At 36.8% G+C, this 25,876-nt stretch carries 26 protein-coding genes and 3 pseudogenes; 25 read left to right on the top strand and 4 right to left on the bottom strand.

Going from position 1 to position 25,876, the window contains the following annotated elements; genetic code table 11:
* Together ACIQYG_RS12255 and ACIQYG_RS12250 are read right to left on the bottom strand one after the other, a co-directional pair.
* The coding region (locus tag ACIQYG_RS12255) for a hypothetical protein (RefSeq protein WP_402838326.1) at positions 1 to 398 on the bottom strand (398 nt) is incomplete at its 3' end.
* A gap of 125 nt (positions 399 to 523) precedes the next feature.
* Complete coding sequence (locus ACIQYG_RS12250) at positions 524 to 784, bottom strand: SMI1/KNR4 family protein (RefSeq protein ID WP_402838494.1); 261 nt, start codon at positions 782 to 784, stop codon at positions 524 to 526.
* A gap of 287 nt (positions 785 to 1,071) precedes the next feature.
* Here ACIQYG_RS12250 and ACIQYG_RS12245 point away from each other — a divergent pair, with 287 nt between their 5' ends.
* On the top strand, positions 1,072 to 1,758 hold the full coding sequence (locus ACIQYG_RS12245; RefSeq protein ID WP_402838325.1) for an MBL fold metallo-hydrolase: 687 nt from the start codon (positions 1,072 to 1,074) through the stop codon (positions 1,756 to 1,758).
* Positions 1,759 to 1,943: 185 nt separating this feature from the next.
* Here ACIQYG_RS12245 and ACIQYG_RS12240 read toward each other — a convergent pair whose 3' ends face one another.
* The gene (locus ACIQYG_RS12240) at positions 1,944 to 2,414 is read right to left on the bottom strand and encodes a hypothetical protein (protein ID WP_402838323.1); all 471 of its coding nucleotides are present in this window, start codon (positions 2,412 to 2,414) and stop codon (positions 1,944 to 1,946) included.
* A gap of 266 nt (positions 2,415 to 2,680) precedes the next feature.
* Between ACIQYG_RS12240 and ACIQYG_RS12235 the strand changes: the two genes are divergently transcribed.
* A complete protein-coding gene (locus tag ACIQYG_RS12235) occupies positions 2,681 to 2,791 on the top strand; it encodes a YjcZ family sporulation protein (protein WP_402838321.1) in 111 nt (36 codons plus the stop codon).
* Between the two features lie 494 nt (positions 2,792 to 3,285).
* On the opposite strand, the pseudogene ACIQYG_RS12230 reads toward ACIQYG_RS12235, so the two are convergent.
* Positions 3,286 to 4,674, bottom strand: a pseudogene (locus tag ACIQYG_RS12230) (aminotransferase-like domain-containing protein).
* Between the two features lie 178 nt (positions 4,675 to 4,852).
* On the opposite strand from ACIQYG_RS12230, the gene azlC reads away from it, so the two are divergent.
* The 23 genes and pseudogenes from azlC (at position 4,853) to ACIQYG_RS12115 (ending at position 25,870) form a co-directional block, all read left to right on the top strand.
* Positions 4,853 to 5,608: an azaleucine resistance protein AzlC gene (azlC, locus tag ACIQYG_RS12225; protein ID WP_402838319.1), complete on the top strand. Its 756-nt coding sequence runs from the start codon at positions 4,853 to 4,855 to the stop codon at positions 5,606 to 5,608.
* The gene (locus ACIQYG_RS12220) at positions 5,605 to 5,937 is read left to right on the top strand and encodes a branched-chain amino acid transporter permease (RefSeq protein WP_402838318.1); all 333 of its coding nucleotides are present in this window, start codon (positions 5,605 to 5,607) and stop codon (positions 5,935 to 5,937) included. The genes azlC and ACIQYG_RS12220 overlap by 4 nt, the downstream gene beginning before the upstream one ends.
* Before the next feature lie 65 nt (positions 5,938 to 6,002).
* On the top strand, positions 6,003 to 6,452 hold the full coding sequence (locus ACIQYG_RS12215) for a PaaI family thioesterase (RefSeq protein WP_402838316.1): 450 nt from the start codon (positions 6,003 to 6,005) through the stop codon (positions 6,450 to 6,452).
* 232 nt (positions 6,453 to 6,684) lie between these two features.
* Positions 6,685 to 7,491, top strand: a complete 807-nt coding sequence (locus tag ACIQYG_RS12210; protein ID WP_402838315.1) for a hypothetical protein — start codon at positions 6,685 to 6,687, stop codon at positions 7,489 to 7,491.
* A 1,054-nt stretch (positions 7,492 to 8,545) separates the two neighbouring features.
* Positions 8,546 to 9,655: a serine hydrolase gene (locus tag ACIQYG_RS12205; RefSeq protein ID WP_402838313.1), complete on the top strand. Its 1,110-nt coding sequence runs from the start codon at positions 8,546 to 8,548 to the stop codon at positions 9,653 to 9,655.
* Positions 9,656 to 10,053: 398 nt separating this feature from the next.
* A complete protein-coding gene (locus ACIQYG_RS12200; protein WP_402838311.1) occupies positions 10,054 to 10,698 on the top strand; it encodes an MBL fold metallo-hydrolase in 645 nt (214 codons plus the stop codon).
* Positions 10,699 to 10,904: 206 nt separating this feature from the next.
* A complete protein-coding gene (locus ACIQYG_RS12195; protein ID WP_402838309.1) occupies positions 10,905 to 11,309 on the top strand; it encodes a YbaN family protein in 405 nt (134 codons plus the stop codon).
* 291 nt (positions 11,310 to 11,600) lie between these two features.
* On the top strand, positions 11,601 to 12,308 hold the full coding sequence (locus ACIQYG_RS12190) for a DNA alkylation repair protein (RefSeq protein ID WP_402838308.1): 708 nt from the start codon (positions 11,601 to 11,603) through the stop codon (positions 12,306 to 12,308).
* A 412-nt stretch (positions 12,309 to 12,720) separates the two neighbouring features.
* The gene (locus ACIQYG_RS12185; protein WP_096341107.1) at positions 12,721 to 12,822 is read left to right on the top strand and encodes an LPXTG cell wall anchor domain-containing protein; all 102 of its coding nucleotides are present in this window, start codon (positions 12,721 to 12,723) and stop codon (positions 12,820 to 12,822) included.
* A gap of 116 nt (positions 12,823 to 12,938) precedes the next feature.
* On the top strand, positions 12,939 to 13,580 hold the full coding sequence (locus ACIQYG_RS12180) for an HAD hydrolase-like protein (RefSeq protein ID WP_402838305.1): 642 nt from the start codon (positions 12,939 to 12,941) through the stop codon (positions 13,578 to 13,580).
* Between the two features lie 223 nt (positions 13,581 to 13,803).
* Positions 13,804 to 14,088 (top strand): DUF3784 domain-containing protein, encoded by a 285-nt coding sequence (locus ACIQYG_RS12175; RefSeq protein WP_402838303.1) that lies wholly within the window; start codon positions 13,804 to 13,806, stop codon positions 14,086 to 14,088.
* Positions 14,089 to 14,285: 197 nt separating this feature from the next.
* Positions 14,286 to 14,732: a GyrI-like domain-containing protein gene (locus ACIQYG_RS12170; protein WP_402838302.1), complete on the top strand. Its 447-nt coding sequence runs from the start codon at positions 14,286 to 14,288 to the stop codon at positions 14,730 to 14,732.
* A gap of 237 nt (positions 14,733 to 14,969) precedes the next feature.
* On the top strand, positions 14,970 to 15,479 hold the full coding sequence (locus ACIQYG_RS12165; RefSeq protein WP_402838300.1) for a DinB family protein: 510 nt from the start codon (positions 14,970 to 14,972) through the stop codon (positions 15,477 to 15,479).
* A 294-nt stretch (positions 15,480 to 15,773) separates the two neighbouring features.
* Positions 15,774 to 16,613 (top strand): MBL fold metallo-hydrolase, encoded by an 840-nt coding sequence (locus tag ACIQYG_RS12160; RefSeq protein WP_402838298.1) that lies wholly within the window; start codon positions 15,774 to 15,776, stop codon positions 16,611 to 16,613.
* Positions 16,614 to 17,020: 407 nt separating this feature from the next.
* Positions 17,021 to 17,518 (top strand): annotated as a pseudogene (locus ACIQYG_RS12155) (LURP-one-related/scramblase family protein).
* 389 nt (positions 17,519 to 17,907) lie between these two features.
* Positions 17,908 to 18,354 carry a MarR family winged helix-turn-helix transcriptional regulator gene (locus ACIQYG_RS12150; protein ID WP_402838492.1) on the top strand — a complete coding sequence of 149 codons (447 nt, stop codon included), beginning with the start codon at positions 17,908 to 17,910 and terminating at the stop codon, positions 18,352 to 18,354.
* Between the two features lies 1 nt (position 18,355).
* Positions 18,356 to 19,423 carry a threonine aldolase family protein gene (locus ACIQYG_RS12145; protein WP_402838296.1) on the top strand — a complete coding sequence of 356 codons (1,068 nt, stop codon included), beginning with the start codon at positions 18,356 to 18,358 and terminating at the stop codon, positions 19,421 to 19,423.
* Between the two features lie 215 nt (positions 19,424 to 19,638).
* Positions 19,639 to 20,100: pseudogene (locus ACIQYG_RS12140) on the top strand (NUDIX domain-containing protein).
* Positions 20,101 to 20,395: 295 nt separating this feature from the next.
* On the top strand, positions 20,396 to 21,097 hold the full coding sequence (locus ACIQYG_RS12135; RefSeq protein WP_402838294.1) for a response regulator transcription factor: 702 nt from the start codon (positions 20,396 to 20,398) through the stop codon (positions 21,095 to 21,097).
* Positions 21,094 to 22,437: a sensor histidine kinase gene (locus tag ACIQYG_RS12130; protein ID WP_402838292.1), complete on the top strand. Its 1,344-nt coding sequence runs from the start codon at positions 21,094 to 21,096 to the stop codon at positions 22,435 to 22,437. The genes ACIQYG_RS12135 and ACIQYG_RS12130 overlap by 4 nt, the downstream gene beginning before the upstream one ends.
* Before the next feature lie 28 nt (positions 22,438 to 22,465).
* On the top strand, positions 22,466 to 23,200 hold the full coding sequence (locus ACIQYG_RS12125) for a PepSY domain-containing protein (RefSeq protein ID WP_402838291.1): 735 nt from the start codon (positions 22,466 to 22,468) through the stop codon (positions 23,198 to 23,200).
* Positions 23,201 to 23,501: 301 nt separating this feature from the next.
* Positions 23,502 to 24,116 carry a beta-class carbonic anhydrase gene (locus ACIQYG_RS12120; RefSeq protein WP_402838288.1) on the top strand — a complete coding sequence of 205 codons (615 nt, stop codon included), beginning with the start codon at positions 23,502 to 23,504 and terminating at the stop codon, positions 24,114 to 24,116.
* Complete coding sequence (locus ACIQYG_RS12115; protein ID WP_402838286.1) at positions 24,113 to 25,870, top strand: SulP family inorganic anion transporter; 1,758 nt, start codon at positions 24,113 to 24,115, stop codon at positions 25,868 to 25,870. Before ACIQYG_RS12120 ends, ACIQYG_RS12115 begins: the two co-directional genes overlap by 4 nt.
* The last annotated feature ends 6 nt before the right edge of the window (positions 25,871 to 25,876 follow it).

Raw genomic sequence — 25,876 nt, 5'->3', positions numbered from 1 at the left:
GAATTCACGAGTAAATAGCGGAATTCGCGTGTAAAGTGCAGATTCACGAGTAAAACAGCAAAATTCACGAGTAAATAGAGCGAATTCACGAGTAAATCAGCAAAACTCACGAGTAAATAGAGCGAATTCACGAGTAAATAGCGGAATTCGCGTGTAAAGTGCAGATTCACGAGTAAAACAGCAAAATTCACGAGTAAATAGAGCGAATTCACGAGTAAATCAGCAAAACTCACGAGTAAATAGAGCGAATTCACGAGTAAATCAGCAAAACTCACGAGTAAATAGAGCGAATTCACGAGTAAATAAGCAAAACTCACGAGTAAATAGAGCGAACTCACGAGTAAATAGCGGAATTCGCGTGTAAAGTGCAGATTCACGAGTAAATCAGCAAAACTCACGAGTAAATTGCTCAAATTTCGGTATATATCACTCAAAATCCGGTATATATCGCTCAAACTCTCGAGCAAAGTGTAAACTAACGAGTAAACAGTACAACTAACGATAAAGGGGGGCATCCCCCTCTTTATTTAATATCCTTTAAGAATTCTTCCAAGGAATCATATAATACAGATGGTTCCCATTCGCCCATACCATGTTCAGCAATCAGAACAGGATAATTTTTATTATGTATATCGACAAATATTGGGTCACCTAAATCTTCATCGTAACCAATAACAAACCAACTTTCTTTCCAATCTCCTTCGTCATTGCCTACAAAGGAGTTGCCTTCCTCATCTTCTCTATATCCTAGTTGTCCTTCTTCAAATTCCTCTTTGGAAAACAGATGAAAAAAACGGACATCTTTTCCTCTTTTTCACCCTCAAGCGATATTTCAATCTCATTAGTTTTGAGTGCTTCAAATCTTTTAAGAATCTTCTCTAAATCTTGATTTAACAACATCCTTACCTTCCTTTCGATACATTGAATATTTTAATTATAGCTTCTTTCTTCAATTAGCAGGTGCGTTAATTCAATAACTAGGTTGTTTTCGGCAACCTTGCAATTAAAGGGGCAGGTTAAAATAAATTGTTGAAGAATATATAGAATAAACGGGAGGTGTGGAGGAGGAAAATGAGGATAATAGAACTGCCAATTGAATTTGAATTTAATGGACAAAAAAATCACATTAATCCTAGCTTGATTATTTCAAAGAATCAACTAACCTTGGTCGATACAGGGTATCCAAATTTTTTACCTTTCATTGAAAATGAAATTTTTAAAAATGGTTATGACATGAAGAATTTAAAGAATATAATCATTACCCATTATGATATTGATCATATAGGTTCCTTATATGATTTCAAGGTAAAGTATCCTCACATTAACATGATCGCCAGTGAAGTGGAGTCACAATATATTAGTGGTGAAATGAAGTCAGAGAGATTGGTTCAAGCTGAAGAAATGCTGGAAAATATGCCAATTCAAGAAATTGAATTCGGTAAATGGTTTATACAAAAATTAAAGAATTTGAAGCATGTTTCAATTGATGAAATGGTACATGATGGTGATTGGATTTTGGATAACGAATGTAGAGTAGTAGCAACGCCAGGGCATACTTCAGGGCATATTTCATTATATTTTCCAAGTTTAAAAAGTGTAATAGCAGGTGACGCAGCTGTTATAGAGAATCATGAATTGGTGATTGCCAATCCGCACTTTTGTTTAAATGTCGAGAAAGCAGAACAGTCTTTAAGAAAGATTAAAGATCTAAAAGCTGAAAATTACTATTGTTATCATGGTGGGACATTCACTTTATAATGGAGTTTTGCTTATGATTGGAGCTGTCTTTAAAGGCAGCTTTTTCTTATGTGTTTGAAGTTTTAAAATTAGTGAAGGTGGTGAGAGCTACGCTTATACAGAAAAAACCGAACTTCTTACAGTTCGGTCAAGCGAAGGTGGGGGAATATAACCTTTGGAATGAATTTTTGTAGAATCATAATATCTTAATAATTCTGCTGTTCACTTCCAACAGGAAATGAAACCCCCATAGATCGTAAAGCTTCTTTTGCTTGATTTAAGTAGGATTCTGCTTGTTCTTGCCATTTGATAATCACTTTAATGAAGGCAATATAATTAGGGCTTGCATTTTCCTCCATTATCTTTAATCCTTCACGTACTTTTTTATCTTGGGTTTCAGCATTCACTATACAAGCTGTCATTGTTTCTACAATGGTTTGCTGTTGCTCACCATTTTTTAGCCTTTGGGCTGACCCCACTGCGGTTACACGGTGATATGATGCGGGGATTAGATGGTTATGCATCTCGCGATTTCCTTTTAAATCTTTGGTTTCTGGTATATGGAAAAGCTCACTGCTCATAGCACATACCATTTCTTCAGCATATAAACTTTGGTGCAACATATATAAAGTAGGTTCCCAGTTATTTACTCGATAATAATAATCATTCGGATACAAAAAAACATCTCCTCTTTCAGTACATTTTATAGTTATCATTTAGGATCGAAATGAATGAAATTGTATTTTCCATCTTATGTTTATTAATGTTGTCCAGTTCAAATAATATTGCAGAGGTTAAACATGGATAACTGATTCGTGAATGTCAAATTAAAAATGTAACTTTACCAAATTGGAGATGGAGACTGTTGCTGTTATTTTCCTGATTGGAGCATAAGATGATATAGCCCATTTATTCCTCATTAAAAATAAGGAGATGTTTATATATGTCAGGTTGTGAACAGGGTTTTGACCGCGGGTTTGGTTTTGGTGGAGGTTTCGCCTTAATAGTCGTTTTGTTTATACTCTTAATCATTGTTGGATGTAGTTGTTTTTAAGGCGGGAATGAGCGACTTCTGCTAAAAAAGCATAAAATAGCCCGACCTTTATTGGTCGGGCTTCAACTGTAGATAATTGAGCCTGTCTGCAATTATTAAAAAACGTTCGGAGTTGATTTCAGAAATCCGTTCCCTTTCCGCCGACTGTCTGCCAAGCCTCCTCACCGCAAGCGGCTGTGGGGTCTTGGCTAGCCAGTTATTCGGCAGGAGTGTCGCAAATTTCTTCAATCTAATGAGGTTTCATTCCATATCGAAAAGTGAAAATTCATGAAGGATGACCAAGTCTTCTTTTATATGGTCCGGGGTGAGGCCATGCCGAAGATTTGTAGACCAAATATTGAACGTTGATTTTCACTCCAGGCACTCGCATTCCGCGGGCGGCCCGCCCTCGGCGCTTTTGCGCCTGCGGGGTCTCCCGAAGATTCGCTTTTCTTGCAGGAGTCTCGCACCTTCTAAATCCAATCAATTAGAATGGTTTTTTAACTAGACTTGAATCAGCCTAGATACTGCTTTAATATTTCTAATCCTATTTTTAACTCATCGAATGAGTTTGTGGAAGAAAGTGCAATACGCAAATACATATCAGGGGTGGTTTGCCCGCTTTGAAAACGATTGGAATGAAAAACCCGAATACCGCGCCTTTTCAAATCCGTTTCCAGCTGTAACGCATCGTTATGCCCTTTAATTGGAAGCCAGCGATAAAGACTGAGAGGATGTCCGACATCCTTTCTTAAAGGAAAATATTCCGAATAAATATCATTTGCAGTCTGTGCAAGCCGTTTCTTATGAGAAACAATTTCATGAGCCTTGCCTGATAGGATTAGCTCTGTGATAACCTCTGCATCAAAAGAAGAGGTCTTTACATTTATGTTGAAAATGGCCTGGGAAATTTTCTCGCTAAAGGCATCCCCATAAACCATATAGGCAACTCTTAATCCAGAACATATTGACTTAGATGTGCCGCAAATATAAACGCTCTGTTCCGGAAGCAAATGGAACATCGGCTGCCTGTAGTCGGAGATGATGCCTGCCGTCAGAAATGCATGAATATCATCCTCAATCAAAATTAAACGATGCTTTCGGATGACCTCAGCCAATTCTTGCTTTCGAATATCCGACATCATGATTGTGGTGGGATTGTTGCAAGAGGGCATCAGAAATATGCCGTCAATATTTGTTTGGCAACATTGCTTTTCAAGTTCATCTGGCAGCATTCCAAACTGGTCTCCGTGAATGGGCACTAACTTAATATGAAACATCTTTGCCAGCTCGATAAAGTTTGAATATGTGTATAAGTCGGTTGCAATTCTATTACCAGGCTCAAATAAAGCAGCCAGGGCAACAGCCAATGCATTTTGGGCACCGGAAACGATTGCTATATGCTCTTGATCCGTGTGAATGCCGAAAGATTCCATCCAGTTTAGAGCTGCTGTTTTTTGATGTGGAATACCAGTCGGATCGTTGTAATTCAAGAGCTGCTCCAAATAACTTTTGTTCACGGTTTATTGAATGGTTTCTGAAACAATATCATTGGTTTGCTCAAAAGATGCCACAAAACCAAGATCAATGCTGTTTGCCGTTTTATCCGCGGAAATGGTTATGGAACGAGTGGCATTAGGAGCCACAAAGGTTCCGCTTCCCGTAACGGCATATATTAATCCCTTTACCTCGCATATTTTGTAGGATCGGGTAATCGTGGTGAAGTTTAAGTCAAGAAAATCTGCCAATTCTCGTTGAGGGGGCAACTTGGTTCCAGGTGCTAAAAAACCATTTGTTATATCTTGTTCAAGTAATGATGCGAGAGATTTATAAAAAGGACGCTTTAATGCATTCTTATCAGGTTTCCAAGACATTGGATAATTGTCAAATGAATTTACTGGCATACTTCACCTCTACTATCTTATTCCATACAATCATATCATTTTTTGTATGGAATTCTAATATTGAAACGGTCTGCTTTAAAAGGTGATAAACGTATCAGTACCCCCATTTTGATGAAATGGGGGTATTTTATTTTAATTGTAATCCATACAATTAACTTGTTTTTTGTACGGATTTTGTATGTTAAGTTTAAATAAATTTACCCACCAGGATGTGATTTATATGAAAAAACGAACTCAAATGATACTTGCATTTCGTGCGGCTTTTCCGTACACAGCGCCCATTTTGGCAGGCTTTTTATTTTTGGGCATCGCTTATGGAATCTTTATGAATTCATTAGGGTTCAGTGCGATTTACCCGATATTGATGAGCCTAACGATATTTGCAGGATCGATGGAATTTATTGCAGCCAATTTATTGCTTGTCGCGTTCAATCCGATTAATGCCCTTTTTCTAACCTTAATGGTGAATGCACGGCATTTGTTTTATGGCATATCCATGCTCGATAAATATAGGGGGACCGGTAAGAAAAAGCTGTATCTGATTTTTGGGCTTTGCGATGAGTCTTTTTCCATCAATTGTACCGTTGATGTACCGAAGGATGTAGACAAGGGCTGGTTTATGTTCTTCGTGACACTGCTCAATCATTCCTATTGGGTGATAGGGTCAGCGATTGGCGGCATTTTTGGCTCTTTTGTCAAAATCAATACAGAAGGACTCGATTTTGTTATGACGGCTCTCTTTGTAGTGATTTTCATTGAACAATGGATGAAAGAGAAAAACCATCATAGTGCTCTTGCTGGGCTTGGCCTGTCTGCTGTCTGTCTTATTATTTTTGGCGGAAGCAATTTCATTATCCCTGCCATGTTTGCCATTTTGGGGGTACTCACCTTACTTAGAAAACCATTAGAGAAAGTTGAGGTGAGAACCATATGACAATGACTTTAACACAGCAAATCATTACAATCGCGATGGTTGTTTTAGGCACAATGCTTACAAGATTTCTTCCCTTCATCGTTTTCCCATCAGGTAAGCCCACACCGAAGTATGTACAGTATCTCGGTAAAATGCTGCCATCCGCGGTAATTGGGCTTTTGGTCATTTATTGTTTAAAGGATGTAAGCTTACAATCCGGAAGTCATGGCATCCCTGAATTTATTGGGGTGGCGGTAGTTGCCCTGCTTCACGTTTGGAAGAAAATGATGCTCCTCTCGATAGCGGGGGGAACGATTATCTACATGATGCTGGTGCAATTGTTTTTTTAAATTGATAATAGTCAGGAACTCAAAGTAACAATGATATCAATGGTATTTGGAAGGGGCAGGTAATAGTGAAAAAGAAAATTGATGAATATCAAATTTATGAAAAACACTATGAACAAATTCATGAGCAAGTGAAAAACGATCCGTATGCTAAATCGTTAGGCATCCAGTTAACCAAATTCGAGGCAGGTACTGCAGAAGCAACGTTAGAAGTGCAAAGCACTATGGTAAATGCATATGGAACTGTTCACGGTGCGGTTATTTATGCTGTAGCAGATCATGCTTTTTCGGTAGCCTGTAATGCCTATGGCAAAACATCATTAGGACTCTCGACAACAATCCAGTTCATTGAATCAGCTAAACCAGGAGACAAGATAGTGGCCCGTGCAACGGAAGTCAAACGAAACTATCGGACAGGATTTTATCGGATAGACGTCCTGCATGAGCAAAACATGATCGCGACCATGGATGCAGTGTCATACCGTAAGGATCATTATTTTATTGAAGTTGATGAATAAGATTGAGCGGTACAATGGTTTTCGAGCAGAGGTGCCTTTAAGGGAACTCTTTTCTTATATAGGGAAGGGGGAGTTTAAGTGCATTTCTTCATAAAACCCTTATTGCCTCATTTTGGTATGGAAAGGAAACATTAATCTATCCGGGCAATCAATCTGTAAATCCTTTTAATATATTGGGAATATCCGCTAATATTATTTATATCATATTGAAAAATTTCATTTAGGGGGATTTATGAATTTAGAAATGACGTTTAATAATAGTGTAATGGAGTACATACTTAATAAACTAGCAGCGCTTGGTTTATTAGTATTTATTATGTGCATATATATCATTTTGGGAACCGAATTTGATTTGTATGAGTTTACAGAATCTATATCAAATATAAAGGTTTGGGGATTAATTTGCGGATATGCACTAGTGATGACAGTGCTAATCGATTTAGTAAGGTATAAATGGAGAGAGGTCACATACAAGACGAGTATCCTTTTGCACTGTTTAGCAGGATTTATTGTGTTTTTTCCATTTATGGGTATTAATTTGTTTTCATTGATTGCTGGAAGTGTTGGTGCATTATGTGCATTTATCTATGCTTTTAGCTACTATTTTTTTGAGAAAAAAAAGCAATTAGTATGGATTTCTCTTTTAGTCTTCCCTCTACTGCTATGTATAAGATTATTCGATTTTACTATAAAAGAAGATTGGACCGAAGAAAAGACAAAATCATCATTTTCCGCAGAGTTTGAGCGTTTCAATGGAAAAAATGAGATTCCAATATCTTTAAAAAAGGGAGACGTAGTAACGAGTTATATATCCTTTGACCAAATGAATGAGGGAGGATATGGGTATCATATTTTAGATAATAACGGGAAGTTAGTAGAGATGAAAGAGCTGGAAGAGCTGGAAGATACGTATGGAGAATATAGAGACATTGATACGAATGTAATCCAGTTTAATGCAGAAAAAGCAGGTATATATATATTAATAGTCACTGGGGATAATTTGAAAGGGAAGATTGATGTAAAATGGGAAATAGATTAATGCAAAGGAATATGAGTACTTTTTAATATATTGCTTGTACAACATTATTCATTCTTATGACCTTCAATTATAGAGTTTTTGTACTTAAACAATAGAATGCTTTTATGCAATATCTTAAGTGGTAAGAAGGCTCTTAATACTGTTGAAAATTCCTCCGTAAAAGGGCGCGATTCTTTAATAAGAATAACTTTTCTTAATGAACTCCCATGAAAATTAAAAAAGCCCAAAATCCAAAAAAAACCAATAAACCCAGTAAAAACGCTTTCTAAAAAAAGGCTGAGCCTTATGAGTGATCTGATTGAGTTTGGTCAATCGTTAAACAAAAACCTCCAATTTATAGCAAATTAAGTAGAGGCTAGCGCGACGACCAAAAAAGGATTAATCTCCCTGAGTGCTACCCATAAAGGGCGCGACAGTCGGTGGTACACCGTGGTCGTCGGAGTCAGACTAACGGATGGGCTCAAAGGCACCATAGTTCAATGACCTTCTTCGCCAGCCATTAAAACATTATCGACATAGAGACCAATTTTCATTCTCTTTGGTGAAGCGCTGATTTTTGCGCTTCATGGATGGCTAACGGGTGCGTTAGCGCCATAAGAAGGCTGCCAATTGGCGGCCTTTGAAAGTACGATCATTTACATTATCATACTTTCAGATAAAGCACTTCTTTGACAAATTATGTATGATTTTAAATGTGTTAAAATATTCCTATAGAAGTTTGGTAAAGGGGGGATAAAATGTTGAGGGATAAATAAATTATTGAACAATATAAATGATGATAATTGAAAAGTGGATAAAAGCAGATGAAATTAGTTATCTCGGTCACAATCAGTTATTTCTTTCTTAGTGTTTCTTATTTTGACACTGAATGTTTTCAATAACATTCGTGGGGAATCTGGATTTATGGTATATGATCTCTAGGGTCACACTCAATAGTTATTCCTAAATTTTAGAAACAAAAAATCTAAGGGGAATTATTATTCATTATTTATAAATAAAATCTAATAAATCTTATTATTAAACTATAAGTATTTTCTTGAAGAAAGGGATTAATATGATTCTTATTAGCTTTATATTAATAATAGTTCTAACAATAATCGCATTCATAGTTTATTTACGCATAATATTAAAAAAGATAGACCCCAAATACTTTTTAAAATATATGAAAGAAAATGATGATTTTGCTTTTTCTCTTAAAAGAAATAATATAATCGAATGCTCAATTAATAGTCAAAAAAAGTTAGTTTTAGCAAGCACTGTGAAAATTATAATAGCCATTGAATTTGCAGAACAAATTTCAAAAGAAAAAATCAATCCAAAGACTAACATTTCATTAGATTTATTAGATGTATTTTACCTACCTAAAACAGATGGTGGGGCCCATCCTGAGTGGATTAACTATTTAAAAGTGAATAATTTAATTCAAAATAATCAAGTCAACATAGTCGAAATAGCTAAAGGTATGATTAATTTTAGTTCCAATGCAAACACTGAATTTCTTATTAATGAATTAGGCTTACATAACATCAACAACCAACTTAAAAAACTAAATTTGAATGATCACGACCCTCTTTTTAACTTTGTTTCATCTGTAATGATTCCAGCTTACTTATTAAGCAAGGAACCCTCCCTTACTAAAAAATCATTAAAAAAGAGAATGATTGCAATGTCTAAAAGAGAATATGAAGATCTTTCGAAAGAGATTAATTCAGCATTATTGCAAAGTAAGCTAAAGGAAGTAAAAAAGAAAGTAATTCCAATGTCAGAAAATTTACAAAAAAATTGGTCTGATCGATTACCCAAAAGTACATCGAATGAATATTTAAGAATAATGAGTATCTTAAATGACAAACAAATATTCAATAATACAATGCAAGAAGTTTTAGACAAATTGATGGAACAATTAATGGAACATCCTAATAATAGTGAATGGCTTAAACATGCTGGACAAAAGGGGGGGTCTACATTATTTGTAATTACTAATGCTACTTATGTTACGGATAAAGAAAACAATAAGACAGAAATAGTATTTTTTGCAAATAATTTAAGTTATTTAGAATACATGAAGTTAAAAATAAATATGAATAATTTCATTTTGAATTTACTGAAAGATGTAAATTTTAGAAATGAGTTTACTATAATAAATAAAAAGAGAATTTGTTAATAAAGTTCTGCACATAACCCTGTCAAGTAGACAATAAAAACGGAGTATTTCAAGCTGCGGCCTTTCCTGGGTACTCAATCGGGGAAAGGCCGTTAAATTTTTCTTGAAGCGATCCGTATTGTAGAAGTCTATATACCTCTAAATAGCTACATAAGCTTGCTCTGGTTAATGGGTTAGACTCTATTTTGAGTTTAGATTTTCGTAGTGGATGGTGGCGGCGAGGAGCGTCGCCATAGGAGTTTCTTATGGAACAAAATGGCCAGATTAGGTGAAGGACTATTACATGAATAGTGGAATAATAATAAATGGAATATATTTTGAACTGTAGTCCAAGGTTCCTTAAAAGTTGCTTGATTTTAATAAGTTTAAATCAATTGCATAGTAAGGAGAATTTCAGTATGAAAATAAAATGGTTTGGACATTCTGCCTTTTTACTAACATCCGAAAGAGGAACCAGGATTCTTATTGATCCATATTATCGCTTCATCCGTTACCGTATGCCAAGCATTGAACCAGATATAGTTGCCGTTACACATAATCATTTCGATCATAATAAAATTCAAGCTGCAACAGGTGATTACTTGCTTGTGAATGAGCCGAAGGAATACATCCGCAAAGATGTAAGAATTAGTGGATTCAAGACATTTCACGACAAGGCAAATGGCGAGAAGAGAGGCCCCAATATTTTATATCGTTTCCAAATGGACGGCCTAACTATCTGTCATTGCGGAGATTTAGGGCATCTATTATCAGAAGAACAAGTAAATGAAATTGGAAAAGTAGATATTCTCATCATTCCTGTAGGAGGTACAGTCACGATCAATGCAATAGAAGCTGCTCAGGTAATGCGTCAATTGAAATCTACTATTACGATCCCTATGCACTATAGAACAAAGGCATTGTCGGTTGTCGGCTTGATGTTTTCAAAGGTAGATAAGTTTCTTCAGATTTCCGGACAGCGAACAACCGAAGTTAAGACATTGGATATTTCCAAAGGAAATTTGTCGGAATATGCTGGTGTCGTTACCATGCTCTATGAATGATTGTAAGGCTGCGATGTGGATTTAATATACAATGATTGCGACGTCTAAAAAATGTTGCGACAGAAGCATGAATGGATAAGATATCCTGTTAATAACCAAAGGACAGGTTAGTTCAAGAACAAAAAGGGAAGATACTAATCAATGATATTGAATCAATTAAGCTTCCTCTTTACGATATAAGGGGATAGAATATAAATAAAAAGGTGATGACAATAAAAAAAGTAAAAAGTATCCTATTCTTTGTTCTTGGTTCCATATCTCTTTTGATTGGTATTGCAGGGACTGTGTTACCAGTTCTGCCGGGCGGTCCGTTTTACTTATTTGCTGCCTTTTGCTTTGCTAAAAGTTCCAAGTCGATTGAAAACTGGTTCAAGAGCACCTCACTATATGAAAACTACGTTGAAGCATTCCTGCAAAAAAAGGGCATGACCCGAAGAGAGAAAATCAGAATCAATTTAATTGCCGATTTCTTCATCGTAATTTCTGTATTTTATGTGGACATCCTATTAGTGAAAATCTTATTGGTCGTGCTCGCCCTCTACAAACATTATTATTTCATCAAAAAAATTAAGACAATTGACCGAAACAGTTCGGAAAAAAGAGCTTTTTGAACCTTCAAATAAAGGAGTTGCTTCGGCAGCTCTTTTTCTAATGGAGCTACCGGGGCAGGGGAGTAGAACATGAACAAAGGGGAATCCCAAGCAACAATATTCAGAAGGCATGGTTTCTTACCATCAGTTGAGAACAAAGTGCCAACATGCATTAAGTGGATTCCTCTGTAACACTCATGTGCTTAGACGTAGTGTTGCTGACAAATGGTAGTCTGTTATAGGATAATGGTGATAGATATTTGATGGGCACAATATTAAGGGGAAACTCCATAAGGAAGGAAGTGCTAAACGATGAATTTAGAAATGGTCATGCAGGAGCTTGAAGCCCTTGGCAAGGAACGAACTAAAAAAATGTACATATCCAATGGTGCGCATGAGCCGCTCTTTGGCGTGGCGACAGGCGCCATGAAACCAATTGTAAGGAAAATAAAAATAAATCAGAGTTTAGCTGAAGAGCTTTATGCGACAGGCAACTATGATGCAATGTACTTTGCAGGCATTATTGCAGACCCAAAAGCCATGACTGAGTCGGATTATGATCGTTGGATGGATGCTGCGTATTTTTATATGTTGTCCGATTACGTAGTGGCTGTAACTTTATCAGAATCAGATATTGCACAAGAAGTTTCTGATAAATGGATTGCAAGCGGTGAAGAGCTGAGAATGTCAGCCGGCTGGAGTTGCTACTGTTGGCTTTTAGGGAATCGACAAGACGTTGAATTTTCAGAAAGCAAGATTTCCAATATGCTTGACCTTGTGAAAAATACGATTCACGATTCGCCAGAACGGACGAAATCCGCTATGAATAACTTTTTATACACCGTGGGGATTTCATATTTGCCGCTCCATGAAAAGGCAGTCGAGACCGCTAAGGCAATAGGAATCGTAGAAGTCAAACGGGACAAGAAAAAAAGCAGTTTTCTGAATGCTTACGAAAGTATTCAAAAAGAAGTCGGTAAAGGAAAGCTTGGTTTTAAACGCAAGCATGTAAGATGTTAAAATTAGTCTCGCAAAATTGAAGCGTAATCTCAATAATGGAGGTTGCTTAGGCAGCCTTTTTCATTGTTGATGAACCAATACACCATAAATGTGGGTGAATTATACTTGAAGTCATTTCAACTAAACGAACAAACAAGATCTTTTCTATCGGAATATCAATTATTTGAAGATGATTTGATACAACAAGTGCAGTTGGTAAACAGCCTTCAATTTATCTTCCCAATGATCCTTGTTAAGTTAACAGGTTCGATACTTCATTACAGGAGCTGATCAGCAGCTCCTTTTCTAATGGAACTATCGGGGCGGTTTAGTTTAATAAGACTTTTAGAATCAAACTATCAGTTGAAACCTTTTTAGAAAAATCTCGTATACAGATTTAGGAAAATATTTTTTAGAATAGAAGGAACAGGTTATGTTAGGGGATATTATATATCAAGTTATTGTTTTCGGAGGTATAGCATTAATTTTAGGTGTTTTAGGTTATTTATTTTTTAAGAGGACCAAGAAAAGCTAATTAAATTTCTAATTCAAGTAACGGGTGCGTTAGCTGAAGATCGGAGCTGTCTAGGGCAGCTCTTTTTTTAAAATTTTATTATGTTTTAATGGGAGATAGAGGGAGGGGGAATTTCAATGAGTAAAGCAATTATTTTTGATATGGATGGAACCTTATTTCAAACGAATTTAATTTTAGAACCTGCCCTAGAAGAAACATTTGATGTACTACGAAAAGAAAATTTATGGGATACAAAAACACCGATTGAACAATATAGGAAAATTATGGGTGTGCCTATACCAGTTGTATGGGAAACACTTTGCCCAAACCACTCACTAGAAATACGAGTAAAGAGCAATGAGATTTTTCATAAAAAGCTTATAGAACTAATCCAAGCACAAAAAGGTGCATTATATGCTGATGTGGAGAGAACATTAAATGAGTTAAGTAAAAAGTATCCCTTATTTATTGCCAGCAATGGACAGATAGAATATTTACAAGCAATTGTAGAAACTTATAATTTGGATAGATTTATTCAAAATACATATAGTATCCAACTAATTAAATCTGGACATAAATCAGATTTAGTGCAAATGGTGAAAAATAAAAATCAAATTGAAAATGGTTACGTTGTCGGAGACCGTTCTTCAGATATATCTGCTGCTAAGGATAATGAACTTATTGCCGTTGGTGTGAACTTTGACTTTGCTCAAGAAGATGAATTAAAACAAGCTGATTTTGTAGTGAATAATTTCAAAGAAATCTTAGAGTTAGTTTAAACTCTAAAAAGCCGCCAATTGGCGGCTTTTTGAAAGTGCGATTCTTAGCATTATCACCATTCGGATTAAAGTGAAAAAATACACTTAAGGAACTATCGGGGCGGTTAGTTGAATCAGGGAAATGGGTTTTTTGTGGTAAAATAAATAATAAAAGGGAACCTTTACATTTTTTAGTTGGTATTAAAAGTAGCAGGACATAAAATGGTCCTTTGGGGGTGAAAAGGTGGATTATGGATTATTGGTTATTGGTATAGCTCTTTTACTTATATCGTACTTAGTAGCTGTGAAAAAACAAACCTGGTTGTTAGCAGGGTTTAATGAAAAAATGATAAAAAATAAGTCTTTATTAGGTACAGTGACAGGTGGAACTTTTTTTCTACCGTTAGGATTGTTAGTAGTTTTCAATAGTTTTATTGACTATCCTTATGAATTTACGGTTCTTATAATTGCTATGTTGCTTTTATTAACAATTGTATATGTTTTTATCAATAGAAGGTTACTTGACTGAAAGGTGCTATAGCTTTAATGAGCTGTGACGATCACGATCAGCTCTTTTTCTTATGGAACTATCGGGGCAGTTAGTTGAATAACAGTTGCAGAAAAATCAGTATGAAATCCTTACTTCCATGCAGGAAGTAAGGATTTTTTGTTGAACAAATAAAATTAGAATATTATGGGATTTCTTGCGTGAATGGAGAGGTTAATATGTCGTTTATGATGGTCAAAAAAGAATTTAAGCTTGTTGGATTAAAAGGTAGTGGAGAGTTTGTTAACTTTGGTAATGAAGTACCCTTGCTTGCAAAGCAACTATTAAGTCGCTCAACCGAAATACTAAATCCAACAGAGACCGAAATTGCATTATTTGAGCCTAAAAAGGATGAGGAGCATAGGATAGGTCATTATTATGTAGGGTTAATTGTGAGTGAGAAATTAAATGAAGTACCAACAGGAATGGATTATATTGAAATAAATAAAAGTTACATAACTACAAGAGGAAATATATCTAATTTGGGGGAACTTCATTTAAATTTATTGAATTGGGCAGAAGAACAAGGTTATCAAAGAGATCTCGATTCTTATATTATCGAGACATATCACCTTATGGGGGAAGGAGATGAAGAAGTACAGATTTATTTACCAATTCAAGCTTAAAAGACAAATCAAAAATCTTCTTCAACAAACGGGGCAGATTAGTGGAATGAAAAGTGAATTAATCCATTATTATCCGTATTATGTTAACTGCATAAATCAGTTGTACAGAGATAATAAAGTTGTTTAATTTGCAATTATTTTGCGGTAATGAAATTAAATATCAAATAAAGGAAATATCTTCTTGACAGTCGAATATTAGTCTAGAACCATAATTATATTCCGATGAGGAGGATTCTTGTGCGTCCACGACCATTATTTATTGAAAATCCAGAGCATGATAGGTATGTTAGTCTTGTGCCAGATGGAGATATTGTAGAAATACTTAGTAAGCAACGAACTAAGACCATTACCCTTTTAAGCAGCGTATCAGAGGAGTCAGCAAGGAAGGCGTACGCACCAGGGAAATGGACTTTAAAAGAAGTGATTGGGCATATGATCGACTCGGAACGTGTGATGTCGTATCGAATGCTCGCCATTGCACGAAATGAAAGTGCACCACTCCCAGCAATGGATCAGGATCAATACGTTTCTGCGGCAAACTTCAACAAATTATCCTGGGAGCAGTTACTAGCTGGTTTAGACACGGTACGTTCCAACACGTTAAGCCTTATTTCAACCATTGATGATGCAGCGTGGGTTCGTAATGGAACTGTAATGAACAGCCCAGTTTCAATAGGTACCATTGCATATGGCATTGCCGGGCACGAGTTACACCATATGAAAGTGATTAGTGATAAATACTTATAAGTCTTTTTCTATTAATGAAAAAACCTAATTTCTCATTTAATGCTGAGAAATTAGGTTTTTTAATAAGGAACACAAAAATGATCGATCTTTTTTATAAAAGAATAATCCAATTTAATAGTATAAGGGCATGTTTTGATTTATCTTTTTTCAAAACATGCTCTTTCTATTTATTCATTTATTAAGGTTTCTTGTATTAATTTGATCAGACTTGTTTCAAAGCTACATCTTTATAAATTAACAAAAATTACCTACCTTAGTTATAATAGATGGAAATAGAAAAAAGGTGGATATTATATGAAATTATCAATACTTGTAGATAATAATACATTGATTGATCGCTACTTCTTCGGAGAACCAGCACTTTCTTTTTTTATTGAAGAGGGTAATAAACGGATTTTATTTGATACTGGATACTCTGATGCTTTTATAAAAAATGCAGAGAAGATGAGAATTGATCTAAGGGACTTAGATTGGGTTGCCTTATCACACGGACATGTCGATCATACATGGGGAGTCGCGCATTTAATTAGGTTGCATATGGAAGCAAAAGGTGAGCTCATAATACATAATACGCCTACAATCATTGGTCATCCTTTAGTTTTTGAAAGCAAATTACTGGATTCAGTAGGTGAGATAGGAAGTATCTTATCTTACAATAAATTAAGCAGACATTTCCCTATTCGCTTATCTAAACAACCATTTTGGCTGACAGATAAATTAGTGTTTTTAGGTGAAATTAAGAGAAAATTTGATTTTGAAGGTAAAGAAGTTATCGGAAAAGTTGCCACTACAAAAGAAGAATTTGACGATTATGTTTTTGATGATACTGCATTAGTATATAAATCATCTGAAGGGCTAGTTATTATGGTAGGATGTGCTCATTCTGGAATATGTAACATTATTGAATATGCTAAAGAAGTATGTGAGGAAGAAAGAATAGTAGATGTAATAGGAGGATTTCACTTATTGAATCCATCAAATTTTCAATTAGAGAACACTGTAAAGTATATAAAAGAACTTAGACCCAATAAGCTTCACGCTTCTCATTGTACAGATTTACATTCTAAGATAGCTCTATCCACAGTTGCTGATATAGAGGAAGTGGGAGTAGGTTTACAACTAGAATATTTCTAGATCAATTATATAGGTCCCTAGAACGCTGATTATGGTAACTAAGGTTTTACATATAACTGTTTGATCATTAAAGATCTAGTTTTAAAATCAAGTCGTACCATTTTGAATAAAGTTTAATCGTTTATACAAATGATAAACCGAAATCAATACTTGATTTTGGTTTTCCTTAATGAACTATCGGGGCAGGATAGTTCAAGAGCACATAAGTAGTTGTTCAACAATTGGGCCAGATTGCGAAGGAAGAATTGCAGACTTTAAAAAAGGTAAATTAGTTAAGGATAAATAGTGTACCGAAAAGAAGGCGCTTTTGAGTGGAGCTATTATTTGGAATTTAATGCATAAGATTGGAACCAATGGCCATTTCAAACGTAAGTAATGTAAAAGGCTTAAGGTTGGGAGGCATAAGTATGAGGCAGCTTTATATAAAGCAGAAAGTATTCAGTCTTAGCGGGAAATTTACAGTAAAGGATCAGCAGGAGAAGGATATATATTACGTGGAGGGAAGTTTTATGCAAGTTCCAAAGACTTTCTCCATTATGAATACAGCAAGAGATGAAGTAGCACTCATTACGAAAAAGGTGTTCAGCTTTTTACCAAAGTTTTTGGTTGAGGTGAATGGTCGAGAGGTATTAACAATAAAGAAGGAATTTTCCTTCGTAAAAGCACGATATACAATGGATGCGGCAGGCATTGAAGTACATGGTAATTGGTAGGATATGGATTTTCAAGTTTTACAGCATGGTAAAATCGTAGGTAAAGTGGGCAAAGAGTGGTTCACTTGGGGCGATAGCTACAAGGTTCAAATAATAGATGAAGAGATGGAAACCATTATTATTGCACTCGTTGTTGCAATTGATTGTGTGAAGGCTGATCAAACAGCTGCTTCCTCAGCAGCGTCGATTTAAAGTAGAAGTGTAAAATTAAAAGTTTTAAAAAAATCACTGCTTGAATAGGTGCGGTGATCCGTATCATAAATAAATGACAATGCCATTTGGTTAAAAAAGGTAAAAACCTTGTTGGATTAAAAGTGCGTTCGTTCAATAATACAGGTTGCTGAGGCAGCCTTTTTCTTATGGCACAAAAGGGGAGGGTTCGTTCAATTAGAGGAACTTACCTATAAAGGGAAGGATTTTGGACGATGAATAAAAAAGAAAATCAGCTCTAAAAGTGAAATTTTTGAAATTGGTCAAACTAGTGGTATCGATTGATCATGGAAAGATTTATAAAAAATGTTGACAAAGTCCACTAATAACAATAAAGTATTAGTTGATAAAGTCCACTAAAAAGGAAGTCAATAATGAATATAAATAAAAATACCATTGCTGATATCCGGCAATTCAACAGATTTTATACGAATATACTTGGTGTGTTGGATAAGCATATTTTGGATACAGGATATTCTTTCACTGAGGCACGGGTAATTTTAGAAATCGGTTTGATGGAGCAGTGTATCGCAAACAATTTAGTTGATAAACTGGAAATTGATCGCAGCTATATGAGCAGAATAATTAACAAGTTAAGAAAAGATGGACTGGTTATGAAGGAAAACTCGACCTTGGATAACAGAACGATTCTGATTCGGCTGACTCCTGAAGGGATGACTGTTTTTAACCAGCTTAATGATAGATCTGATGAACAATTAGTGAGGTTATTCCAAGGATTATCACAAAATGAAATAAAAGAAATCCATGCTTCTATGATGTTCATTCAGAAGAAATTGGATGGTTTGGGGAGATTATAGGATGATACGTTTTGAAAATGATTATACAGAAGGTGCTCATAAGCGAATTCTGAAACGATTAATAGAAACCAATGAAGAACAAACACCCGGATATGGAGTGGATGAACACTGTGAAAAAGCGAGAGCTTACATTCGAAAAGAGTGTGATGCCGCGAATGCGGATATACACTTTTTAGTCGGAGGAACACAAACGAATACAACTATTATCGCGTCAATTTTGCGGCCGCATCAAGGGGCAGTTGCTGCAATTACCGGTCATATCGCGGTGCATGAAACAGGGGCAATTGAAGCCACTGGTCATAAAGTGCTTACTTTGCCGAGCGATGATGGAAAAATTCAAGCTGAACAAGTGAAAGAATTATATGATGCTCACTGGAATGATGTTACTCATGAGCATATGGTACAGCCAGGTTTGGTTTACATTTCTAACCCTACAGAAAATGGAACGACTTATAGTAAAGCCGAATTGGAGGCGTTAAGTAGAGTTTGCCGGGAATGTGGTTTGCCATTGGTATTGGATGGCGCTAGATTAGGATATGGCTTGGCTTCGAAAGACAGCGATATAACCTTGGCGGATGTTGCAAGGCTATGTGATGTGTTCTATATAGGGGGAACGAAAGTTGGGGCAATGTTTGGTGAAGCGGCAGTCATCATGAATGATGCCCTGAAAAAGGACTTCCGCTATTTCATCAAGCAAAAGGGAGGAATGCTGGCTAAAGGGAGACTTTTGGGGATCCAGTTTGAAACATTATTTGAAGATGGCTTATACCATGAAATTTCTAAACATGCCGTGGAAATGTCAATGATGATTCGAGAAGCATTTGTTGAAAGTGGATATTCATTACGATATGATTCCACATCAAATCAGCAATTTCCCATCTTGCCGGAAGATGTAATTTTGGAATTAGGCAAAAAATATTCATTCTCCTTCTGGGAAAAAGTCGATGCTACACACAGTGCTGTGAGATTTTGTACCAGTTGGGCTACGAAAAAAGAACATGTTGACATGCTGGTAGAGGATATCAAGGCAACAAAAGGAGAAAAAAATGGCCACGATAGAGTTATTTAGAGAATAACACCTAACGTTAAAAAGGACTTCTTAGCTATTAACTGGTCTGTATCAAGTGAATAATGCTACATCAATAAGGGAGTTGCTTCGGCAGCCCTTTTTCTTATTGCGCTAAATCGGCAGGATTGTGGTGTTTGGATCTTTGGTCAACATGGGGCTAGATAATTGAATAGGATTTAGGTGAAATGCAGGAGATGTTTTGGAGGGGGATGCTCATGAGTATTAGGAACTCAGCAAAAGCTATTATAATTAGTGGAGATAAGATTTTATTAACGAAAAATCAAGATGATTAGGGGTATTTTTACCTTTTCCCTGGCGGTGGTCAAGAACACGGCGAAACCATTCATAACGCATTATTAAGAGAGTGTATTGAAGAGGTTGGAAAAGAAGTGGAAATTGGAGAGCTGCTTCATATTCGTGAGTATATAGGAAAAAACCACGAGCATTCTTCATTCGATTTTAATGTTCACCAAGTTGAATACTATTTTGTTTGCAACCTGGTAATTGAGAAGAATTATAAATCGCCTACCAATCCAGATAGTCACCAAGTAGGGGTAGAATGGATACATATTAATGATTTACTTCAGTATAGGATATATCCTAAAGAACTAAGGAAATATATCATACAGCATGTTGATAATCTAAAGTCTCCAGTTTATTTAGGGGATATTAATTGAAATCTTGTTCAACAAACCGGCGCGATGCTTTAATAAGATCATTGCTTAATCAACCTACATATTGAATAAATAAAGCCATATTCTTTCGTAAAAGAATATGGCTATTTAAATTGATTCCGTAGTTTAGAAAGATAGCTTTGCAGGATTACCTTTAGCGAGACTCATCGCCGGAAGCAAATCATTCACCTATTAAACTCGTCATAATACACTATTTTCATCGTATTCCATCTGTAGTATCTTTGTTTGACAGAATACATAAATGGGGACAGTCCCACACAAAAGGAGGACTTCCAAAATGAATAAAGAATCAGTACTGATCGTGGAAGACGAAGAAAAGATCTTAAGACTGCTTGAATTGGAGCTTGAAATCGAAGGCTACCAAGTCGGAAAGGCAATGGACGGCAAGGAAGCCCTTGAAGCGTATCGATCAAAAAAGTGGGATTTGATCTTATTGGATGTGATGCTTCCGGGCATAAGCGGGATCGAGCTGCTTCGGAAAATTCGAACGAAAAATAGTTTCACTCCTGTCATCCTGTTAACGGCAAAAGGCTCGGTTGAAGATAAAGTTTCCGGTCTTGATCTCGGCGCGAATGACTATATCACTAAACCTTTCCAAATTGAGGAATTGCTTGCCCGAATTCGCGCGGTTTTAAGAATGCGGCCTGCTGCACCTTCGATGGAAACTGAAATCGATGGATGGATAAATACTGCTGATTTAAAAGTGAATGTCAAAACACGCGAAGTCATCAGGGGGGAAAGTCAAATTGAACTGACGCCAAAGGAGTATGATCTACTTCTTTATTTACTGAAGAATAAGCGTCAAGTGCTAAGCCGTGATCAAATTCTGGAAGCGGTTTGGGGGTATGATTTCCATGGAGAAACAAACGTGGTGGATGTATATATCCGATATGTTCGCAAAAAGCTCGAACATGGATTTGAAACGCCGCTTATTCATACCGTAAGGGGCGTTGGCTACGTCATGAGAGATGCAAAATGAGACTTCGCAAGAAAATAAATTTATATACAGCGGTGTTATTCATTTTCCTGCTCCTATTGATGAATGTTTCCATTTATTTTGTTTTCAGTAACCTGATGATGGTGAATGAACTTAATCGTGCGAAAGCGGAGACAGGGAAAATTGCCTTTGATGTTAGTAAAAATGTTAATAATATATCTCCAAATGGTTTACTTCGAGCCTATCGGCCTATAGATGGCATGATTGGTATTGTAAACGAAGGTCAACGAAAAGGAACAGCTGTTACATCCAATTCTGAAAAACAATTAAGCAATCGAAATAGCAGCTTTTACCCCGGTGAGAAGCGCGAGATCATCACTTATCATCAGAAAAAATATGTATTCGTTTCAAACCCGATCGTTTGGGGGGATGGAAGTGTAGTTAATCTTCAAATCACCAAAAGCATTTCAGCAACCGAAGAAATGCTCGCTGTTCTGCGCATCGTATTAATCGCTGTAACCATCATTGCCATGATACCTGTTCTGGTATCAAGCACTATTCTTAGTAACTTCATCGCCCGTCCGATCCGATCGATGATTGATACGATGAAGGAGATTCAAACAAGCGGCCAATTTAAGCGACTTAACCTAGAAGAAAAATCAAAAGATGAACTTGTGGAAATGGGAAAAACCTTTAATCACATGATCGATTTGCTGCAAGCCAACTTCGAAAAACAGGAGCAATTCGTATCGAATGCTTCACATGAATTAAAAACACCGCTAACTGTCATCGAAAGCTATGCAAGCCTTTTGAAAAGAAAAGGGATGGAGCGACCTGATTTGTTTGATGAATCAATAGAGGCCATTCATTCTGAAGCCATTAGAATGAGAGAGATGACAGAGCAAATGCTCCTGCTTGCAAAGCATCAGGAAAAATGGAATATAGAGAAGGATAACGTCAATCTGACCGATATCATGGCAGAGTTAGCGAAAGTATATAAAAATGCGTACAATCGGACAGTCGAGATTTATAGTGGAGATGCAATTGAAGCAGTGACGGACGTTCAAAAGTTAAAACAGCTTTTGTTTATTTTTTTAGACAATGCAAGAAAGTATAGTGATGAGCTAATCTCCGTCTACATAGGACAAACAAGTAATGAAGCATATATCCGCATCGAAGACAGAGGGGATGGAATTCCAAAGGCTGAATTGCCAAAAGTGTTCGATCGCTTTTATCGTGTAGATGAAGCAAGAAACAGAAAGCAAGGCGGATCAGGATTGGGGCTTTCCATGGCAAAGGAAATTGCTGATGCAATAGATGTACGGATTGAAATGGATAGTCTCGAAGGCAGGGGAACAATCGTTACTCTTTTATTTAATTAAGCCAGAATGACGTTGGATGGGGGATACGATGAAGATTAGAAAAGTGCTGATAACTGCCGGATCGACTCTCGTTTTTGGTCTGCTATCATTCGTCGGATTTCAATGGTGGGCTCCATCATTATCCGCGGAAAGTTTGACGAAAGAAGAAGTGAACCAGACAGCAAAGGATAAATTTCCTGGAACCATTATAAAGACAACGAAAAGTGAAGGTGAAGAATATCAGATTGAAATGCAGCTTGAAACCGGGGTATATCAAATTAGGATGGATGCGAAAAGCGGGGAAGTTCGTTCTATAAAAAAAGAAACCATAGGTCATGCAGCTGAAGAAACGGCGGAAAAAATACCCCAAAAGCAACTGACCCAAAATGAAATAAAGGAACGTATTTCCTCACAAGGTGACCTGGAACAAATCGATTTTGTGCAGGAGAAAGACAACTCCTTTTATAAAGCAGTGGTAAATAAGAATAACGAAAAAATTACCTTAATACTCGACCCATATACAGGAGCTATAATTGACTCGACAATGGTGGCAGATAGTATCATTACAGAAAAAGAAGCAATTGCGATTGCCGAAAAACATGTAAAAGGAACAGGTGACGATACAGAATTTTATCAACCTTCAGATCAGACACCTTATTATTTGGTCGAAGTTGAATTAGAGAACGATCGAGACGCAGTCGTTCAAGTGGACGGTTACACAAAAGAAGTAAAAACAATCACATGGGAAGATGATGAAGAGAACGATAATGATGGGCCAGAATAAAATAGTGGCTCAATTAAATATATCCAAAAAAGGGTGATGCATACTAGCTGTCTAATATGCATCACCCTTTTTGGCTTTGGTGGGTAAGAAAAATGCAAAAGAAAAGAGAAGGAACTGTAATAATTCTCACCAATTTCTAATCCTTCTATCATTTAACTCTAATTTAATATCTCTAACATGGAATAAAGCACCAATGATAAAACAGGGCCAAATAAGTTGGGTGGATGAAAGGCATCTGGATTATTGTACATACATATTTCAACACCTTAACAAAGATTTGCAAGAGAAAGGGGAATAAGTAATGTCAGTTATTTCTAGCATTCTGGATTACAACAAGACGTTTGTCGATCAAAACAAATATGAAAGGTTTCAAACGACAAAGTATCCAGATAAAAAGATCGTCATCATAACGTGCATGGATACCCGTCTGTTGGAATTGCTTCCAAAGGCGATGGGGTTAAGAAATGGAGATGCGAAAATCATTAAAAACGCTGGAGCTATTGTTTCCCATCCCTTTGGCAGCATTATGCGCAGTATCCTTGTCGCCATTTATGAGCTAAAAGTGGAGGAAGTGTGTGTGATCGGACATCACGGTTGCGGTATGGTGGGGCTTCAATCCTCTTCACTGCTTGATGCCGCAAAGCAGAAGAAAGTCAGTCAGGAGCAAATTGATATTCTTACAAACTCTGGTATTGATTTATCAAAGTGGCTGACAGGTTTTCAATGCGTTGAGGAGAGTGTAAGGAATAGTGTCAGTTTGATCAAAAACCACCCATTATTACCGGATTCCATTGCCGTTCACGGTATGGTCATCCATCCCGAAACGGGTAAACTGGATCGAATCATAGATGGATATAGCAACATTGTCAGCAAGGACGAAATGCATACTTCAATAAAAGAAGGAGCGATAAAATGATGAGTTCTAGCAGGCTTGAAGGATATAACTTAGGCCATTTTCAGAAAGACCTGGTTGCCGGGGTGGTAGTTGGGATAGTGGCAATACCTTTAGCGATGGCTTTTGCCATTGCATCTGGAGTAAGACCGGAATACGGACTGTACACATCGATCATTGCAGGAATCATGGTCTCCCTTTTTGGCGGTTCGAAATATCAAATTGCAGGCCCGACTGGAGCCTTTGTCCCGGTCTTGTTAGGGGTGGTCATGCAGTACGGGTATGAAAAACTGTTAATCGCCGGTTTCCTGGCAGGTATCATGATTTTTCTTTTAGGCGTCTTCAAACTGGGAAGATTCATCAAGTTTATTCCGCGTCCAGTTACCATCGGCTTTACAGCTGGAATTGCTGTGATTATCTTCTCTGGGCAGATTGCCAATTTCTTTGGACTCAGTAACTTAAAAAAAGAAGAAGCCTTTCTATTAAATATGAAAGAAATCTTATTGAACTTCAATACAGTGAATATCTATAGTGTACTGGTAGCTATCATAAGTTTAACTCTCGTCATATTAACTCCAAAATATTTACCGAAAATCCCTGGAGCATTGCTGGGATTGATTGTATCAACTCTAGTCGCCAGCTTATTCTTTCCAGGTCAGGTAGCGACAATAGGATCGGCTTATGGCGCCATTCCTAATGCATTGCCCCATTTTCAGTTTCCCCATATCACTGGCGGTCTGGTGATTGAACTCCTTCCGGCTGCTTTGGTCATTGCCATGCTTGGAGGAATTGAATCACTCTTATCCGCTGTAGTGGCAGACGGCATGACCAACAGTAAACATAACAGCAATAAAGAGCTGATGGGACAAGGATTGACCAATATGATTACGCCTTTATTTGGAGGCATTCCGGCTACAGGTGCCATCGCCCGTACCGCAACGAATATTAAAAACGGTGCAGTTTCCCCGATATCAGGCGTGATTCATGGGTTGGTGGTATTGCTGGTGTTAGTCAGTTTGGCTCCTTATGCTTCGGCCATTCCTTTGGCCAGCATGGCACCCATTCTTATGTTCGTTGCATGGAACATGAGCGAACGAAAAGAATTCTTGCATATCTTAAAAGCCAAAACCATGGACTCGGCCGTATTGATCGTTACCTTCGTGTTAACCGTATTGATTGACCTGACAACAGGCGTCGGGATCGGATTACTATTAGCCATTCTATCGTTCGTTAAACTGATGAGCGGTACATTGAAATTATCAAAGGTATTACCAGATCCAGCTGATAAACTAGTTAAACCAGAAATGGTGCAACAAGGTTCAAGCTGCCCGCAGATTAACATTTATACGATAGAAGGACCTTTATTCTTTGGCACAATCGAAAGGCTGCAAGAAGAAATCGAGGAAATAATGCGATCAAAACCAAAAGTCCTCTTATTAAGAATGAGCAATGTGTCATTTATCGATACATCGGGAGAAGCACTGCTAACCGACATCGTGAAGCAATTCAAGGTTCATAACCTACAAGTGTTGATTTCCGGAATTCAACAGGAACCTAAAGAAATGCTGAGAAAAACCGGATTTATTAAACTGGTTGGTGAGGAACAGTTCTTTACCAATACGGGTGATGCCATCAATAAAGCTTTATCCAAACTGGATGAGAACCGTTGTAAAGGGTGTAAACAGTTTTCATTTGCTGAATGTACCGCACTCTCACAGCAAGTTCAAAAGCCTGCGTTATTAAAACAGAAACGAAAACGGGAGATAGGGTTAACATGACTCCTA

Source organism: Peribacillus sp. NPDC096622 (assembly GCF_044762665.1).
In the GTDB taxonomy this organism is placed as follows: domain Bacteria; phylum Bacillota; class Bacilli; order Bacillales; family DSM-1321; genus Peribacillus; species Peribacillus frigoritolerans_B.
The sequence above is the reverse complement of the archived record's forward strand: the minus strand, read 5'-3'. Positions and strand labels throughout refer to the sequence as shown.